The organism is Rhizobium sp. CG4 (assembly GCF_023701965.1).
GTDB lineage: Bacteria > Pseudomonadota > Alphaproteobacteria > Rhizobiales > Rhizobiaceae > Agrobacterium.
On record NZ_JABAEG010000005.1, the window covers coordinates 93,242 to 109,108 of the forward strand.

14 protein-coding genes are annotated in these 15,867 nt (G+C 56.8%); 12 read left to right on the forward strand and 2 right to left on the reverse strand.

Annotated features, from left to right (window positions below; translation table 11 throughout):
- Positions 1–2 precede the first annotated feature (2 nt).
- From cobN to HGO37_RS15860, 5 genes are read left to right on the forward strand one after another with little or no spacing between them, the layout of a single operon-like run.
- On the forward strand, positions 3–3,353 hold the full coding sequence (gene cobN / locus HGO37_RS15840; protein ID WP_250984163.1) for a cobaltochelatase subunit CobN: 3,351 nt from the start codon (positions 3–5) through the stop codon (positions 3,351–3,353).
- Positions 3,350–4,708 carry a precorrin-3B synthase gene (gene cobG / locus HGO37_RS15845; protein WP_250984164.1) on the forward strand — a complete coding sequence of 453 codons (1,359 nt, stop codon included), beginning with the start codon at positions 3,350–3,352 and terminating at the stop codon, positions 4,706–4,708. Before cobN ends, cobG begins: the two co-directional genes overlap by 4 nt.
- Complete coding sequence (locus HGO37_RS15850; RefSeq protein WP_250984165.1) at positions 4,708–5,340, forward strand: precorrin-8X methylmutase; 633 nt, start codon at positions 4,708–4,710, stop codon at positions 5,338–5,340. Before cobG ends, HGO37_RS15850 begins: the two co-directional genes overlap by 1 nt.
- Positions 5,337–6,086 carry a precorrin-2 C(20)-methyltransferase gene (locus HGO37_RS15855; protein WP_250984166.1) on the forward strand — a complete coding sequence of 250 codons (750 nt, stop codon included), beginning with the start codon at positions 5,337–5,339 and terminating at the stop codon, positions 6,084–6,086. The genes HGO37_RS15850 and HGO37_RS15855 overlap by 4 nt, the downstream gene beginning before the upstream one ends.
- Positions 6,083–6,844 carry a precorrin-3B C(17)-methyltransferase gene (locus tag HGO37_RS15860; RefSeq protein ID WP_250984167.1) on the forward strand — a complete coding sequence of 254 codons (762 nt, stop codon included), beginning with the start codon at positions 6,083–6,085 and terminating at the stop codon, positions 6,842–6,844. Before HGO37_RS15855 ends, HGO37_RS15860 begins: the two co-directional genes overlap by 4 nt.
- Here HGO37_RS15860 and HGO37_RS15865 read toward each other — a convergent pair.
- Complete coding sequence (locus HGO37_RS15865; protein WP_250984168.1) at positions 6,811–7,578, reverse strand: cobalt-precorrin-6A reductase; 768 nt, start codon at positions 7,576–7,578, stop codon at positions 6,811–6,813. The genes HGO37_RS15860 and HGO37_RS15865 overlap by 34 nt on opposite strands.
- Here HGO37_RS15865 and cbiE point away from each other — a divergent pair.
- The 3 genes from cbiE to cobM are packed head-to-tail and all read left to right on the forward strand — an operon-like array spanning position 7,577 to position 9,989.
- Complete coding sequence (cbiE, locus tag HGO37_RS15870; RefSeq protein WP_250984169.1) at positions 7,577–8,845, forward strand: precorrin-6y C5,15-methyltransferase (decarboxylating) subunit CbiE; 1,269 nt, start codon at positions 7,577–7,579, stop codon at positions 8,843–8,845. The genes HGO37_RS15865 and cbiE overlap by 2 nt on opposite strands.
- The gene (locus HGO37_RS15875; RefSeq protein ID WP_250984170.1) at positions 8,842–9,219 is read left to right on the forward strand and encodes a cobalamin biosynthesis protein; all 378 of its coding nucleotides are present in this window, start codon (positions 8,842–8,844) and stop codon (positions 9,217–9,219) included. The genes cbiE and HGO37_RS15875 overlap by 4 nt, the downstream gene beginning before the upstream one ends.
- Complete coding sequence (cobM, locus tag HGO37_RS15880; RefSeq protein WP_250984171.1) at positions 9,216–9,989, forward strand: precorrin-4 C(11)-methyltransferase; 774 nt, start codon at positions 9,216–9,218, stop codon at positions 9,987–9,989. The genes HGO37_RS15875 and cobM overlap by 4 nt, the downstream gene beginning before the upstream one ends.
- Here the strand turns inward: cobM and HGO37_RS15885 are convergent.
- The gene (locus HGO37_RS15885; RefSeq protein WP_250984172.1) at positions 9,944–11,074 is read right to left on the reverse strand and encodes a cobalt-precorrin-5B (C(1))-methyltransferase; all 1,131 of its coding nucleotides are present in this window, start codon (positions 11,072–11,074) and stop codon (positions 9,944–9,946) included. The two genes, cobM and HGO37_RS15885, sit on opposite strands and share 46 nt — an antisense overlap.
- 58 nt (positions 11,075–11,132) lie before the next feature.
- Between HGO37_RS15885 and cobA the strand changes: the two genes are divergently transcribed.
- From cobA to yghU, 4 genes are all read left to right on the forward strand, one after another.
- Positions 11,133–11,918, forward strand: coding sequence for a uroporphyrinogen-III C-methyltransferase (gene cobA, locus HGO37_RS15890; RefSeq protein ID WP_250984351.1), 786 nt, complete (start codon positions 11,133–11,135; stop codon positions 11,916–11,918).
- Complete coding sequence (locus tag HGO37_RS15895; RefSeq protein WP_250984173.1) at positions 11,915–13,228, forward strand: cobyrinic acid a,c-diamide synthase CobB; 1,314 nt, start codon at positions 11,915–11,917, stop codon at positions 13,226–13,228. The genes cobA and HGO37_RS15895 overlap by 4 nt, the downstream gene beginning before the upstream one ends.
- A gap of 96 nt (positions 13,229–13,324) precedes the next feature.
- Complete coding sequence (locus tag HGO37_RS15900; RefSeq protein WP_250984174.1) at positions 13,325–14,857, forward strand: acyl-CoA carboxylase subunit beta; 1,533 nt, start codon at positions 13,325–13,327, stop codon at positions 14,855–14,857.
- A gap of 90 nt (positions 14,858–14,947) precedes the next feature.
- On the forward strand, positions 14,948–15,859 hold the full coding sequence (gene yghU, locus HGO37_RS15905) for a glutathione-dependent disulfide-bond oxidoreductase (protein ID WP_250984175.1): 912 nt from the start codon (positions 14,948–14,950) through the stop codon (positions 15,857–15,859).
- Positions 15,860–15,867: the final 8 nt, after the last annotated feature.

Genomic DNA, 15,867 nt, shown 5'->3' on the forward strand with positions numbered 1-15,867 from the left:
CCATGCATATTCTCGCCACCACATCTTCGTCTCTCGACGACCTGATCGAGCCGGTTGATCTCAACCAGCCACAGGCGGATGTGGTGGTGTTATCTTTTTCTAGCAGCGATCTGGCAGGTCTGGAGCGTGGTTGGAAGCAGACATGTACTGGCTCTCTCTCGCTCGTCTCTGCCAACCTGTCCGAACTTCGCCATCCCATGTCTGTCGATCTTTGGATTGAGAAGACGGCGGAAAAGGCGAAACTGATCCTTATCCGGATTCTCGGCGGTGCAGATCGTTGGCGTTACGGTGTCGATCAGCTTGGTTTGATGGCTAGGCGACGTGGCATCAAACTGGTCCTTTTGCCCGGTGAATGCAGCGAGCGGGACGACAAGTTGGAAGCGGCGTCCACCGTTGACGCTTCTACTCTTTCGGCAATCCTGTCATTTTTCCGCGAAGGCGGCAGCTCCAATATGGCGCTGCTGTCCGCCGGTTTGAGCGCTTTGGTTCAGGGTGAAGCATGGCCTAAGATCGTACCAGACCCTTTGCCAAAGGCCGGGTTCTACCGACCCGGTGAGGGGTTTGTCGATCTTGAGCGAGCATTGGATGGCTTTACTCCCGATGCACCTGTCTTGCCAATGTTGTTTTACCGCTCGATGTTGCTGGCGGCGGATATCGCGCCTGTCGATGCGTTGTTTGCGGCTTTGGAAAGGCGTGGGTTTGCGCCATTGCCGATTTTCGTCAGCGGCCTGAAGGACGCTGAGGCAATTCGGTTTCTAGAGGAGAAGCTGCCTCTGTTGGAACCTGCAGCAATCATCGCTGCGACTGCTTTTGCAAGCCACACCGACGATGTTGGCGATACGCTTTTCGACCGATTGGGCGTTCCGGTTTTTCAGGTCATCATGGCGACAACACGTCATGATGGCTGGGTCGACAATATGCGCGGTCTCAACCCGTCTGATCTTGCCATGCATGTGGTGCTGCCAGAGCTGGACGGGCGCATTCTGGCTGGGGTCATCTCGTTCAAGCAGCTTGATCCGCAGGGTGGGCAAGGGCTGGTAAACGTCGCCGAAGCTGATCGCGTCGAGCAGGTTGCTGCACGCGTCCAAGCTTTTCTTCGGCTCAAGAGTGCAGAACCATCCGATCGACGCCTCCTCATTCTGATGCCGGACTATCCCGGTGCCGCACCGGGCCGAACCGGATATGCTGTTGGTCTGGACGTGCCACAGAGCGTGCTGGAGATGATGCGTGACCTCAGTGATGCTGGTTACCGCGTTGAAAACATCCCTGACACCGCACGCGGTTTGCTGGATCGTATTGAAGGCGAAACAGCTGAGCTTTCGCAGGCTGACTATGCCGCCTTTTGTGCATCGCTCCCGTCGTCTGCTTGTCAGGCCTTACAAGACACTTGGGGTGACGCGGCACTGGACGATGTCGTTACTGATGGTCATTTCCATTTTAGAGCAGCGCATTTCGGCGCGGTGACGGTCGCACTTGCTCCTGATCGCGGACGCAACGAAGACCGGCGTGTTGATTATCACGATCCTGCCTTGCCTCCGCGTCATGCATTGGTGGCTTTTGGTGCCTGGATGCGTGAAAAGCTTGACGCACATGCTGTGATCCATGTTGGTGCCCATGGCACCCTTGAATGGTTGCCGGGTAAGACCGTTGCGCTGTCGCAAGCGTGTTTTCCGGAAATCGTTACCGGGTCCCTGCCGGTCATCTATCCATTTATCGTTTCCAATCCGGGTGAAGCTGCCGTCGCCAAACGGCGTATTGCTGCCGTAACCATCGGGCATATTCCACCCGTGCTGGTGGAAGCTGGTCTTTCGCCGGATCAGGCTGCGCTCGAGCAGCTTGTTGATGAATATGCACAGGCTGACGGGCTTGACCGCCGCCGGCGCGATAGACTGGCCACACTGATCGTTGAAAAGGCACGCGATACGGGCATAGCGGCTGATGCCGGCGTTGACTTGGGTGATGATGCCGATACGGCGCTGTCGCGCATTGATGCTTTTCTTTGCGACCTCAAGGATTTTGCCATCAAGGATGGCCAGCATGTGTTTGGGCGCACGGTGGCTGGCGAACAGGACCCGCTGAGAACTCAAAGTGCAGACGCGGAAAAAGCTGCTTTGTTGGCGGCACTTGACGGCCAGCACATAGTCCCCGGCCCGTCAGGTGCTCCAGCGCGTGGCAGGCTGGATGTGTTGCCGACCGGGCGCAATCTTTACGCTGCCGATCCGCGCACCATGCCCACACCAACGGCGTTTGAACTGGGCCGGATGGCGGGTGAAGAGGTGCTGCGGCATTATCTGCAAAGCAACGGTGATTGGCCAAAACATCTGGTTTTTGACCTCTGGGGATCAGCCTCCTTACGCAATGGTGGCGAGGATGTCGGGCAAGCTCTGCATCTGATGGGGGCAAGGCCGATCTATGATCCTGCCACTGGCCGGGTGACTGGCATCGAAGTTTTGCCACCCGCTGCGCTTGGGCGTCCAAGAGTGGATGTGACATTCCGCATTTCCGGCCTCTTCCGCGACATGTTTCCAGCTCTGATTGCGCTGCTGGATGCTGCGGCCAAGGCGATTGCGCAGCGTGAAGAAGCGCCCGGCGATAATCCACTGGCTGAGGAAGCGGTCACGTTGGGTCGTATTCCCTCGCGTATCTTCGGTTCTGCACCCGGCACTTATGGAGCGGGGATTGAAGAGAAGTTGGCAAATGGCCGCTGGGATGAGCGCGATGAATTGGGGCAAATCTATCTGGATGCTGCAAGCCACGCCTTTGGCGGCGCAGATGGATTGCATGTGTCTGCGGATACCGGCTTTGCTGGTCAGGTGCAAAAGGCTGAATTTCTGATCCATACTGGTGATGATCCCGGGCGGGATCTTCTTGATGGTTCATCGGATGTCGCCTTTATTGGTGGTTTTGCGGCTGCCAAGGCCGCACTTGGTCAAGCCGCAGATGTCGTGGCACTGGACACCACTGATCCTGCTCGCCCAAGGGCAAGATCCATCGCGCAGGCTTTGACGCGTGTGGTGCGGGCTCGCGCAGTCAATCCACGGTTCATCGCCGGACAAATGCGGCATGGTCCGCGTGGCGCTGCTGAATTTGCCGAAACGGTTGATCGACTGATTGGATTTGCTGAAACCACTCATGTCGTTCCGTCATCGCTGATCGAGGCGCTTTATGATGCCTATTTTGGCGATGAGGCGGTTCGTGATTTCATTCTGCAAGAAAACCCGCAGGCAGCTGAAGTGATGGCGCAGCGCTTTATCTCTGCCCGCCGCCGAAATCTCTGGCACAGCCGTCGTAACGCTGTGGACGCTGAGCTGGAAATGCTGCTCACATCCCGACAGATGCGGGTGGCGACATGAGTGCATTACCGCTTTCCGACGTCCAGCCATTTTCGCGTCGCGGCGTTTGTCCGGCACTGTCTGCACCGATGCAGACCGGTGACGGGCTGCTGTCTCGGGTGGCCTTTACCGGTTATGTGTCTCCGCAGGATTTTGTCACACTTTGCGCATTGGCCACCCGGCACGGCAATGGACTGGTTGATATCACCGCCCGTGGCGGGCTTCAGTTTCGTGGTCTGACAGCACAAAGTGCGACTGGGTTGGAGCGTGATGTTTTGCAGCTTGGCTTGCCTATTCGCCAAGGCCTGGCCGTTGAAACGTCACCGCTGGTTGGCGTCGATCAAACCGCGATTGCGGACACACGAAACATCGTAAGCCGGATTCGTTTATCGGCTGAAAAGCTCGGTCTTCACGACAGGCTGGCGGCAAAGATGTCGGTTATCTTGGACGGTGGTGGCCATGTCAGTCTCAGTGATCTGCTGGCCGACATTCGTCTGCGGGCCGTGACACTGAGTGGCGAGATATTCTGGCAACTAACGCTGGGTGGTTCGGAAAATAAGGCTTTGAGGGCCGGTTTGCTGCGCCAGGAACACGCTGCTTCTGTGGTCATTGATCTGCTTTCGCACCTTGCGACAATCGGGCCAGATGCGCGTGGACGTGATTTGGATCTCGCTACCGTACGTACGGTCTGCGATGAACGGTTGCTGGACCGGGATCTTGATGATGCTTCCAGATGCGTCGTAGATTTGCCTTACGGTCTGATGCCGTTGGGTGATGGTTTCTTTGCCGCTGGACTTGCACCGGCATTCGGGCAAATCTCGGCCGACGTTCTGACATCGCTCTTTCAACAGGCAACCAATCTGGGGTTGGAAAATGTCAGATCTGGACCATCGCATTCGCTGATATTTTGTGGCCGCGAAGCGGATTGCCGAGAGTTGCTTGCCTATGCCGCCAAGGCTGGTTTTATGACGATGGCAAGAGATCCCCGATCTGCCATCGCCGTCTGTCCGGGCGCCCCCGCCTGTGGTTCAGCCTTCATGCCGACCCATGCGCTTGCAGACCATGCAGCTGCTGAATGTAGCTCCATACTGGACGGATCATTTACCCTGCATTTATCAGGCTGCGCCAAGGGATGTGCACACCCCTCACCAGCGCTTTTGGCTTTTCACGGCCGTGCTGAAGGTCTGGCTTTTGGGCTTTCAGCGCGTGTCGGAGACCCACCAACTGCTGTTCTGCCCATTGGTGCGCAAAAGGCTGCGCTTTCGCGGCTTGCCCAGCTTTACGAAAAAGAACATAAGCCCGGAGAAAACGCGCGTACATTTTTTTCCCGTTTGGGAAGCGAAACCGTCAGCGCGCTGCTCCAACAGGATAATTGATGACCGACTACGATTACATCCGCGATGGTAATGCCATCTACGAACGCTCATTCGCCATTATCCGCGAGGAGGCCGATCTTTCTGCGTTCACAGTTGATGAGGCTGACATTGCGATCCGTATGATCCATGCCTGCGGACAGGTCGAAGCCGCGCAGCACTTCCGTTTCTCCAAAGACTTTGTTATCGCGGCGCGTGGTGCATTGCAGGCTGGCAAACCTGTTTTGTGTGACGCTGAGATGGTGGCGCGTGGCGTTACCCACGCACGACTTCCGGCCAATAACGAAGTGATCTGCACCTTGCGTGATCCGCGCACGCCTGAGCTCGCCAAACAGATTGGCAATACCCGTTCGGCAGCAGCGCTCGATCTGTGGGCAGATAAGCTTGATGGCGCGCTTGTGGCCATTGGCAACGCGCCAACCGCGCTGTTCTATCTGCTTGAGATGCTGGACAAGGGCGGAGTGCGTCCGGCCGCCATCATCGGCATGCCGGTTGGTTTTGTTGGGGCTGCGGAATCGAAAGATGCTTTGGAGGTCAGCCCGCTCGGTATTCCCTACGCCATCGTCAAGGGACGCCTGGGTGGTTCGGCCATGACTGCTGCCGCGGTTAATGCCATCGCGAGGGCGGGTCTGTGAGTGCTGCTCTTCTTGAAAATGTCAAAGGCAAGCTGATTGGCGTTGGCACCGGCCCGGGCGATCCTGAACTTCTGACCTTGAAAGCCGTTCGCGCCATTGAAACCGCCGATGTGTTGGCGTTCTTCTGCAAAAAAGGCAGCACCGGCAATGGTCGCGCTATTGTCGAGGCCTTCATCCGGCCAGGCACCATCGAGATGCCGCTGGTTTACCCGGTTACGGTGGAAAGCGATAAGAACGGCGAGGATTATCGCGGTGCAATATCCGGATTCTTTGACCAGTCTGCCAAGGATATTGCGGTTCATCTGGATCAGGGACGCAATGTCGCGGTGCTGTCAGAGGGCGACCCGCTGTTTTATGGTTCCTATATGCATCTGCATTTGCGACTTGCGCCATCGTATCCGGTGGAAGTGGTGGCGGGTATCACGGCGATGTCTGGTTGCTGGTCGATGACTGGTCTTCCACTGGTACAGGGCGATGATATCTTGAGTGTCCTGCCTGGCACGCTCTCGGAAGACATCCTCGCAGAACGTCTGTCTGGCACTGACGGTGCTGTTATCATGAAGGTCGGACGCAACCTGCCCAAAATTCGCAAGGCACTGGAAAAGGCAGGCAAGCTGGAGAGCGCGCTTTATGTCGAGCGTGGCACGATGGCGAACAGTGCGGCCATTCCGATGCGCGAGCGGGACAGTTCTCCGGCTCCCTATTTTTCGCTTGTTCTGGTTCCTGGCTGGAAGGACCGTCCATGAGCGGCCGTCTTACCGTTGTTGGACTCGGTCCGGGCAATCTCGCGCAGATAACACCGCAAGCTCTGACAGCTGTGGAAGCGGCAGACGATTTTTTCGGCTATATTCCCTATCTCGACCGCCTGTCCTTGCGGCCGGATCAGCGTCGCCATGCCTCTGACAATCGCGAGGAAATCTCCCGCGCCGAAGCCGCGCTGACGCTGGCTGCGGCGGGTGGCAATGTCTGCGTGGTATCCGGTGGTGATCCCGGCGTTTTCGCCATGGCTGCGGCGGTCTGTGAGGCCATTGAAAATGGTCCTGACGCGTGGCGTGATATTGAATTTTCGGTGGTGCCAGGTGTGACGGCCATGCTGGCGGTTGCGGCCAAGGCTGGTGCTCCTCTTGGGCATGACTTCTGCGCAATATCGCTCTCGGACAATCTCAAGTCTTGGGCGCTGATTGAAAAGCGCCTGATTGCGGCGGCAGGTGCCGGCTTTGTCATGGCGTTTTATAATCCGGTCAGCAAGGCACGCCCGCATCAGTTGTCGACTGCATTCGAGGTGTTGCGAGCCCATCTACCGGGCACGGTGCCGGTTATTTTCGGCCGTGCGGCAGGGCGTGTTGACGAACGTATCCGTGTTGTGCCGCTGTCGGAAGCGACAAGCGATATGGCCGACATGGCAACCTGCATTATCGTCGGTACCGAAGAAACCCGGCTTATCATGCGCGATGGCAAAGAACCGATTGTTTATTCACCACGGTTTTCCAAAAGGGAAAGCTGATGCTTAATGGCGGTGAGCGCAGCTTCGATATTGGGCAACGTCGCGGCGCAGGGATGCGGCGGGCGTTCGATCATCACCACCTCGATGCCCAGCTGCCGCGCCGCTTCGATCTTACCATAAGCCGCCGTGCCGCCGGAATTTTTGGACACGATGATGTCGATCCGGTTATCGCGCAGCATGGTAATCTCGTCCTCCAGTACAAAGGGTCCGCGCGCGGTGATGTAACGGGCATCGGGCACATTGAGAGGTGGTTCAACCGGATCGACGCTGCGGACCAGGTAATGATGTTGGGGCGCGGCCTCAAATGGCAAGAGCTCCTGGCGACCAAGCGCAAGGAAGGCATTCTTGCTGCTGGAGCCCACTGCGCCGACCGCCGTATTGACATCGGCAACGGCCTGCCAGCGGTCACCCACCTGCCTTTGCCACGGCGCCCGCTCCAGCGCAATCAGCGGCACTTGCGCCTGCTGCGCAGCATGAACGGCATTGGCAGAGATACGTGCGGCGTAGGGATGCGTCGCATCAATCAGCAGATCAAACGCATTTTCCATGATAAAGGAAGCAAGACCATCTGCTCCGCCAAAACCGCCAATGCGCACCGGAACCGGCTGTTTGACAGGCTCGCGAGTGCGTCCTGCCATAGAAAGCAATATCCGATAGCCGGATTCTTCCGCCAGTTTGCCCGAGAGAATACGGGCATCGGCGGTACCGCCAAGAATAAGAATGGAACGTGTCATGGCTTCTGAATATGCCGGAAATGGACAGGCTTCCACCGAAAAGGCACAAACCCCTTGGCTTTCGATCGTCGGTATTGGCGAAGACGGGCTGCATGGCATCAGCCAAAATGCCCGTCTTGCCATTGAGGAAGCAGAATTTGTGTTTGGTGGCAAAAGACATCTTGTACTTGCTGCCGACGCGATTAAGGGCGACGCGAAATCCTGGCCGGTGCCGTTTGATGTCGCAATGGCCGACGTCGTGGCGCTGCGCGGCAAAAAAGTCTGCGTGTTGGCCTCTGGCGATCCGTTCTTTTACGGGGTCGGCGTCACGCTTCTGCGGCATGTGGCGGCAGAGGAAACCCTCTCTTATCCCGCGCCATCGGCGTTTTCGCTTGCCGCATCAAGGCTCGGCTGGGCGTTACAGGATGTCGAATGTGTGTCCCTGCATGGTCGTTCGATTGATCTCATCCGTCCGTATTTGCAGCCGGATGCAAAACTCATAGTTTTGACATCTGATGACAAGGCGCCTGCCCTGGTGGCGGAGCTTTTGACGGAGACTGGTTTCGGCACTTCGGAATTGACATTGCTCGAGGCCTTGGGTGGTTCACGTGAAACACTACGGCAAACAAAGGCCTCTGCATTTTCATTCACTGATGTTGATCCCCTGAATGTGCTGGCGGTGGACGTGGTTGCGCATAAAACAGCGCGTGTCTTGCCATTTACGAGCGGTCTCGACGACACCCTGTTTGAGCATGATGGCCAGATCACCAAACGGGAAATTCGCGCCGTGACTTTGTCATCGCTTGCCCCCCGTTATGGCGAAGTTCTCTGGGATATCGGTGCGGGTTCCAGCTCCATTGGGATTGAATGGATGCTGTCGCACCCGTCCCTCAGGGCCATCGGCATCGAGCAGAATGCGGAGCGGGCAAAACGCGCTGTTCGTAATGCCGAAAACTTTGGTGTTCCGGGGCTGGAAGTTGTCATCGGTACTGCACCTCATGCTTTTGAGGGTTTGCCGGTGCCGGATGCAATCTTTATCGGCGGCGGCGGCAGTGAAGCTGGCGTGCTGGATGGCGCAGTCAGAGCGTTGAAGCCAGGTGGTCGATTGGTCGCTAATGCTGTGACGTTGGAAATGGAGGCCGTGTTGCTGGCCGCTCAAGCCCGGCTTGGCGGTTCACTGATCCGGCTGGAAGTATCGCGTGCTACACCGGTCGGTAGCATGCAAGGCTGGCGTCCGGCCATGCCGGTCACCCAATGGTCCTGGGTAAAACCGGGAGAAACAGCGTGATTGTTGCGGGCATTGGATGCCGCAAGGGCGTCAGCGTTGAAGCGGTCATGGCGGCGTTGGATGAGGCGGCCAGGCAGCATAAGGTCAACATCGACTTTATCGCCACGGCACCGTTAAAGGCTGACGAGCCAGCTTTGCTGGAGGCCGCAACCATACGCAACATGGCCTTTGTTGTCGTGGCGCAGGCAGATTTTGAACAGGCGGCGAGCCGCACCCTCACCCGCTCGGCAGTAAGCGAAGCGCATTCCGGTTCCCCAAGCCTCAGCGAGGCCTCGGCCCTTGCGGCGTTGGGACCAGATTCAAGACTTATCGCGCCGCGTATGGTGATCAATGAGATTACGGTGGCAATTGCCACGTCAGGAGATCAGGAATGACAGTTCATTTTATTGGTGCCGGTCCGGGCGCTGCAGACCTCATTACAGTGCGCGGGCGTGATCTGATCGCCGCCTGCCCGGTCTGCCTTTATGCGGGATCACTGGTGCCGAAGGCGTTGCTGGATTATTGCCCGCCCGGCGCACGTATTGTTGATACGGCGGCCTTGTCGCTGGATGAAATCGAAGCGGAATATGCTGCGGCTGCCCGTGAAGGCAAGGACGTGGTGCGTTTGCATTCGGGCGACCTTTCGGTCTGGAGTGCCATGGGTGAACAAATCCGCCGCCTTGAACGTCTTGGGCTGGATTATACGGTAACGCCTGGCGTGCCCTCCTTTGCAGCAGCAGCGGCCACCTTAAAGCGGGAACTGACTGTACCGGAGGTGGCGCAAAGCCTTGTGTTGACCCGTGTGTCTGGTCGCGCCTCCAAAATGCCGGAGACGGAAAACCTTAGGGCATTTGGTGCGACAGGGGCAACACTTGCCATTCATCTTGCCATTCACGCCATTGGCAAGGTGGTTGAAGAGCTGACACCGCTTTATGGCGGTGATTGCCCGGTGGCCATCGTGGTGCGTGCCTCTTGGCCAGAGGAGCGGATTATCCGTGGAACGCTTGGGGACATCGAGGCAAAACTTGCTGAGGAACCGGTTGAGCGTACCGCATTGATCTTTGTCGGCAAGGGCCTTGCTTCGGAAGATTTCCGTGAAAGCGCGCTTTACAGCACAGACTATGTCCGCAGGTTCCGTTCACCCAAGGGGAATGCAGACGCGTGAACCGAGCAGGCGAAGCCACTTTGGCCCTTGACTATGCCAAGGCGGTCAAAAACGAGGATTTCCAGCGACATATCGGGATGCTTCAGCGCCGCTGCAGCGGTGACCCACGCTTTTTTGGCCACCACGGCGCCCAGATCGATACCGTTGGTTTCGGCCATTTCAAACGCATGGGCAACCGTGTTGGCGGAAGTTATCTGGTCGATAAGCGCTGCCTCGGCGCCGGCCTCGCTGGCCAAAGCCGCCAGCGCATCAAGATCGGCAAGGCCACGTTTGGAGTGTACATCCAGCATGCCTTGCGCCAGCTTGGTCATCTTGGCGACGCCGCCGGCAATGGTCACTTTTTCAACGGGATGGCTGCGCAGATATTTCAGCATACCGCCAATAAAATCGCCCATATCGATGAGTGCGATTTCATCCAGCCCGTAAAAAGCCTGTCCGGCTTTTTCGGAGGTATTGCCGGTGGCACCGAGGACATGGGTCAGACCGGCCGCGCGCGCCACATCGATGCCGCGCCAGATGGAGTGGATCCATGCCGAGCAGGAAAAGGGAATAACCACACCGGTGGTGCCGAGAATGGAAATGCCGCCGACAATGCCAAGTCTGCCATTCAGGGTTCTCTCGGCAATTTTTGCGCCGTCCTGAACGGAAATCTCGACTTCAAAATCGGCGTTGGCACCGGCGACTTCATGAATTGCGGTTTCCATCATCTTGCGGGGAACCGGGTTTATAGCCGGCTCTCCAACCGGCAACGGCAGACCGGGACGGGTAACGACGCCGACGCCCTGCCCTGCCTTGAAAACAATTCCGCTTCCCGGTTGGCCGCGTCTGACAGTGCTTTCAATCAGCGCCCCATGGGTGACATCAGGATCGTCACCCGCATCCTTGATAACCCCGGCTCGGGCGTAATCTGTGCCCATTTCATGGGTGGCAAGCGAAAAGCCCGGTCTGGCACCGCTTGGAAGTTCCACCTCGACAGGGTATGGAAAATCGCCGGTCAACAGGGCGGCGCAGGCAGCTTTCGTCGCTGCGGTTGCGCAAGTGCCCGTGGTCCAGCCGCGGCGAAGGTTTTTTCCATCCGTTTCCATGACCATTCCTATAACCGGTGGCGGCTTTTCCGTCATCGTTAAACAGCAAGTAAAGACAATGACGACAGCCGAAATTCTCAACAGCATCATGTCCACTGGTCCGCATCTCCAGCCGGGACATGTCTGGCTGGCCGGTGCCGGTCCCGGCGACCCGCGTTATCTGACGCTGGAAGTGGCTGCGGCCTTGGGACAGGCTGACATCATCGTACGCGACGCCTTGGTAAGCGACATGGTTCTCAAGCTTGCGCCACAGGCGGAGATTGTTTTTGCGGGCAAGCGTGGGGGAAAACCCTCTGCTGTGCAGGACGATATTACTGCATCGCTGATTGATTTCGCCCGTCAGGGTAAAAGAGTTTTACGTCTTAAGGGTGGCGATCCCTTTGTTTTCGGTCGTGGTGGCGAAGAAGCGGAAGCTCTGGTGGATGCAGGCATTCCGTTTCGGGTGCTTCCTGGTATGACCTCGTCACTGACGGCTTTGGCGTCAGCCTCCATTCCTGTCACCATGCGTGGTATCAGCCGGGCTATCACACTTGCAACCGGGCATGCCGCCGGCACTGACGATGACGTCGACTGGCTAGCATTGGCTAAAACCAATGAGCCTGTTGTGGTTTATATGGGACTGAAAAACATCGAAAAGATCGTTTCCATGCTGATGCAGGGCGGGCGTGCGCCTGAAACGCCGGTTGCGGTCATCATGTCTGCAACCACGCCACAGGAACGGATTTTCACCAGTCGTCTGGAGACGATTGCTGCAGATGCCGAGCGCGAACAGTTTGAAGCGCCGGCACTGATTGTGATCGGTGACATCGTCTCGATGCGGTCTCGCCTTGGAGTGAAAGAATGACTGCGCGCGCACTCATCATCGGCGCACCCCGTTCCGGGTCTGGCAAGACCAGCGTAACAATTGGCTTGCTGCGGGCTTTCGCACGCCGTGGCGTGAACGTCCGTGGCGTGAAGACTGGTCCGGATTACATCGATCCCGGCTTTCATGCGGTTGCGACGGGGACGCCGGGCCTTAATCTGGATAGCTGGGCGATGCAGCCGGACCTGTTGCAGCACTTGTTTGCCGAGCAGGCTGATGGTGCGGAGCTGCTGCTGATTGAAAGTGCCATGGGTCTATTTGATGGTATTCCGGTTGCCGAAAATCGCACTGGATGCGCTGCCGATCTGGCGCGGCTTTTCGGCATTCCGGTTCTGCTGGTGCTGGATGTCTCTGGCCAATCGCAAACCGCGGCAGCGGTTGCCTATGGTTTTGCCCATTATGATCCTGACGTAAAAATGTCTGCTGTTGTGCTGAACCGGGCGGGCAGCGAAAGACACCGCACGCTGTGCACCGATGCCATTGAAAAAATCGGCTTGCCTGTCGCTGGGTGCGTGATGCGCGATCCGTCGCTGGTTTTGCCAGAACGACACCTGGGATTGGTACAGGCCAGTGAGCATCCCGAAATTGATGCCCATATCGAGGCCTTGGCCGATGCGATGGAAAAGTCGCTTGATCTCGATGCGCTGATGGCACTCGCAGCACCCGTCAGTCTTGATTGTGGTTCACGTGAAACCGCGATTGCGCCGCCAGGCCAACGTATCGCTTTGGCGCAGGACGCTGCTTTTACCTTCCTCTATCCGCATCTCGACAAACATTGGCGGGCGGCAGGTGCCGAAATCATTCCGTTTTCGCCACTGGCCGATGAGGAGCCGCGGGATGATTGTGACGTCTGCTGGTTGCCGGGTGGATATCCGGAACTGCATGCTGCAACGCTCGGTACTGCTGCAAACTTCAAAGCAGGCCTATCACGTTTTGCTGAAAGCAAACCGGTTCATGGCGAGTGCGGTGGTTACATGGTTCTGGGTGAAGCGCTGGAAGATGCGCAGGGTGTCACCCATGCCATGACGGGTCTTCTGTCGCATTCGACCAGCTTTGCCAAACGCAAGATGAATCTGGGCTACCGGCAGGCAACCATTGCCGTTGACGGTCCTGTCGGTTCGGCCGGTGACGTCTTGCGCGGGCACGAGTTCCATTATGCGCGGGTGACGGAACCCGGTCATGATGCGCCATTTGCAGAGATTGCCGATGGCCAGGGACGGCCACTTGGTCCTTCCGGCGGACGGCGCGGTCATGTTACCGGCACGTTTTTCCACGCCATCGCCAAAGGCTGAAATTGCCAGTCATGGATTTAATCCTTGCGACTTTTGGCTGAATAGCCTCCCTTGTCGGTCTGTCATAAGGTTGATTTGGTGATTGGGGGAGGAGCAATGCCGTCAGTTCTTGAAGAGTTGCAGGAACGCCGTGCCGAGGCGCGTCTTGGTGGCGGGCAGAAGCGTATCGATGCGCAACATGCCAAAGGCAAGCTGACAGCACGCGAGCGCATTGATGTGCTGCTCGATGAGGGCTCTTTCGAAGAATACGACATGTATGTCACCCACCGTGCGGTGGATTTTGGTATGGAAAGCCAAAAGATTGCCGGGGATGGTGTTGTGACCGGCTGGGGAACGATCAACGGACGCCAGGTTTATGTGTTTGCACAGGATTTTACCGTTCTGGGCGGGTCTCTTTCTGAAACTCATGCGCAAAAAATCTGCAAGATCATGGATATGGCGGTGCGCAATGGTGCGCCGATCATCGGCCTCAATGATAGTGGCGGAGCCCGCATTCAGGAAGGCGTTGCCTCACTTGGCGGTTATGCGGAAGTCTTCAAGCGCAACGTCATTGCCTCGGGTGTGGTGCCGCAGATCTCCGTTATCATGGGGCCATGCGCAGGCGGTGCAGTCTATTCGCCTGCCATGACAGATTTCATTTTCATGGTTCGCGACACCTCCTACATGTTCGTGACCGGGCCGGATGTGGTGAAAACTGTCACCAATGAAATTGTCACGGCTGAGGAACTGGGCGGAGCCGGAACCCATACAAAAAAGTCTTCCGTTGCTGATGGCGCCTATGAAAACGACATCGAGACCCTGGAGAAGGTGCGGATGTTGTTCGACTTTCTGCCGGCAAACAACCGCGAGAAAGCGCCGATAAGACCGCATTTCGATGATCCTGCACGGCTTGAAATGCGGCTTGATACGCTGGTGCCAGACAATTCGGCCAAACCTTACGATATGAAGGAACTGATCCACGCATTGGCAGATGAAGGGGATTTTTTCGAACTTCAGGAAGCCTTTGCCAAAAACATCATCACCGGTTTTATCAGGCTGGAGGGGCAGACTGTAGGGGTAGTTGCCAACCAACCGATGGTGCTGGCGGGTTGCCTTGATATTGATTCTTCGCGTAAGGCTGCACGTTTCGTGCGGTTCTGTGATGCATTTAACATTCCACTGCTGACGCTGGTCGATGTCCCAGGTTTTCTTCCCGGTACGGCACAGGAATATGGCGGTGTCATCAAGCATGGCGCAAAACTGCTTTATGCCTATTCCGAGGCAACGGTGCCAATGGTGACGCTGATTACCCGCAAGGCCTATGGTGGTGCCTATGACGTGATGGCATCAAAACACATCGGTGCCGATATCAATTACGCCTGGCCAACGGCTGAAATTGCCGTGATGGGCGCCAAGGGGGCCACCGAAATTCTCTACCGGTCAGAACTTGGTGATCCCGAAAAAATTGCAGCGCGAACGAAAGAATATGAAGAGCGTTTCGCCAATCCGTTTGTGGCGGCGGAGCGCGGTTTCATTGACGAGGTTATCATGCCGCATTCCTCTCGCCGTCGCATTGCCCGGGCTTTTGCGTCACTGCGTGGCAAGCAGGTGGACGTACGGTGGAAAAAACACGATACAATTCCGTTATAGGGGCAGAAATGCTTTGGAGGCCTTACTATATTGCCTCCGGGTCATTCCGGTTTTCCGGATGCGCCATTTCAGGAACAAGGACACATTTTGATGACCGAGAGATCTCCCGCGAATAACTTCCCCGCTGGTTATGAAGCCCCGAAAGTCTGGGAATGGGAAACGGGCAATGGTGGCCAGTTTGCCAGTATCAACCGCCCAACCGCAGGCGCGCAGAAACAGAAAGAATTGCCGGTCGGCAAACATCCGTTGCAGCTTTATTCCCTGGCAACACCCAATGGCCAGAAGGTCGGCATCATGCTGGAAGAGCTGCTCGCGGCAGGCCATACCGGTGCTGAATATGATGCTTGGTTGATCAAGATCGGTGAAGGCGAGCAGTTCGGTTCAGGGTTTGTCGTGGTTAATCCAAACTCTAAAATTCCGGCACTGATGGATCATTCGACACCGGAACCAACTCGCGTTTTCGAATCCGGTTCGATCCTTGTCTACCTTGCTGAAAAGTTTGGCGCCTTCCTGCCAAAAGATCTGAAAGCCCGCACGGAAACGATGAACTGGCTGTTCTGGCAGATGGGTTCTGCACCATTTGTTGGTGGTGGCTTTGGCCATTTTTATGCCTATGCCCCGATCCACATCAAATATGCCATTGATCGTTATGCGATGGAAACCAAGCGCCAGATGGATGTTCTCGATCAGCATCTGGCCAACAACAAATTTGTTGCTGGCAATGAATACACTATCGCGGACATGGCGATCTGGCCGTGGTATGGCAAGCTGGCTCTCGACCAGTCCTATCCCAATGCCGGAACCTTCCTCGACACCGGCATCTACAAAAACGTCAAACGCTGGGCTGACGAGATTGCCGCGCGTCCAGCGGTAAAACGGGGTTGCATGGTCAACAAGACGTCCGGCGACCCATCTGAACAATTGCATGAGCGCCATGATGCCTCTGACTTCGATACGAAGACACAGGACAAAATTGGCCAGAATTCGTCTGCAAAGGCGTAAGGAGACTA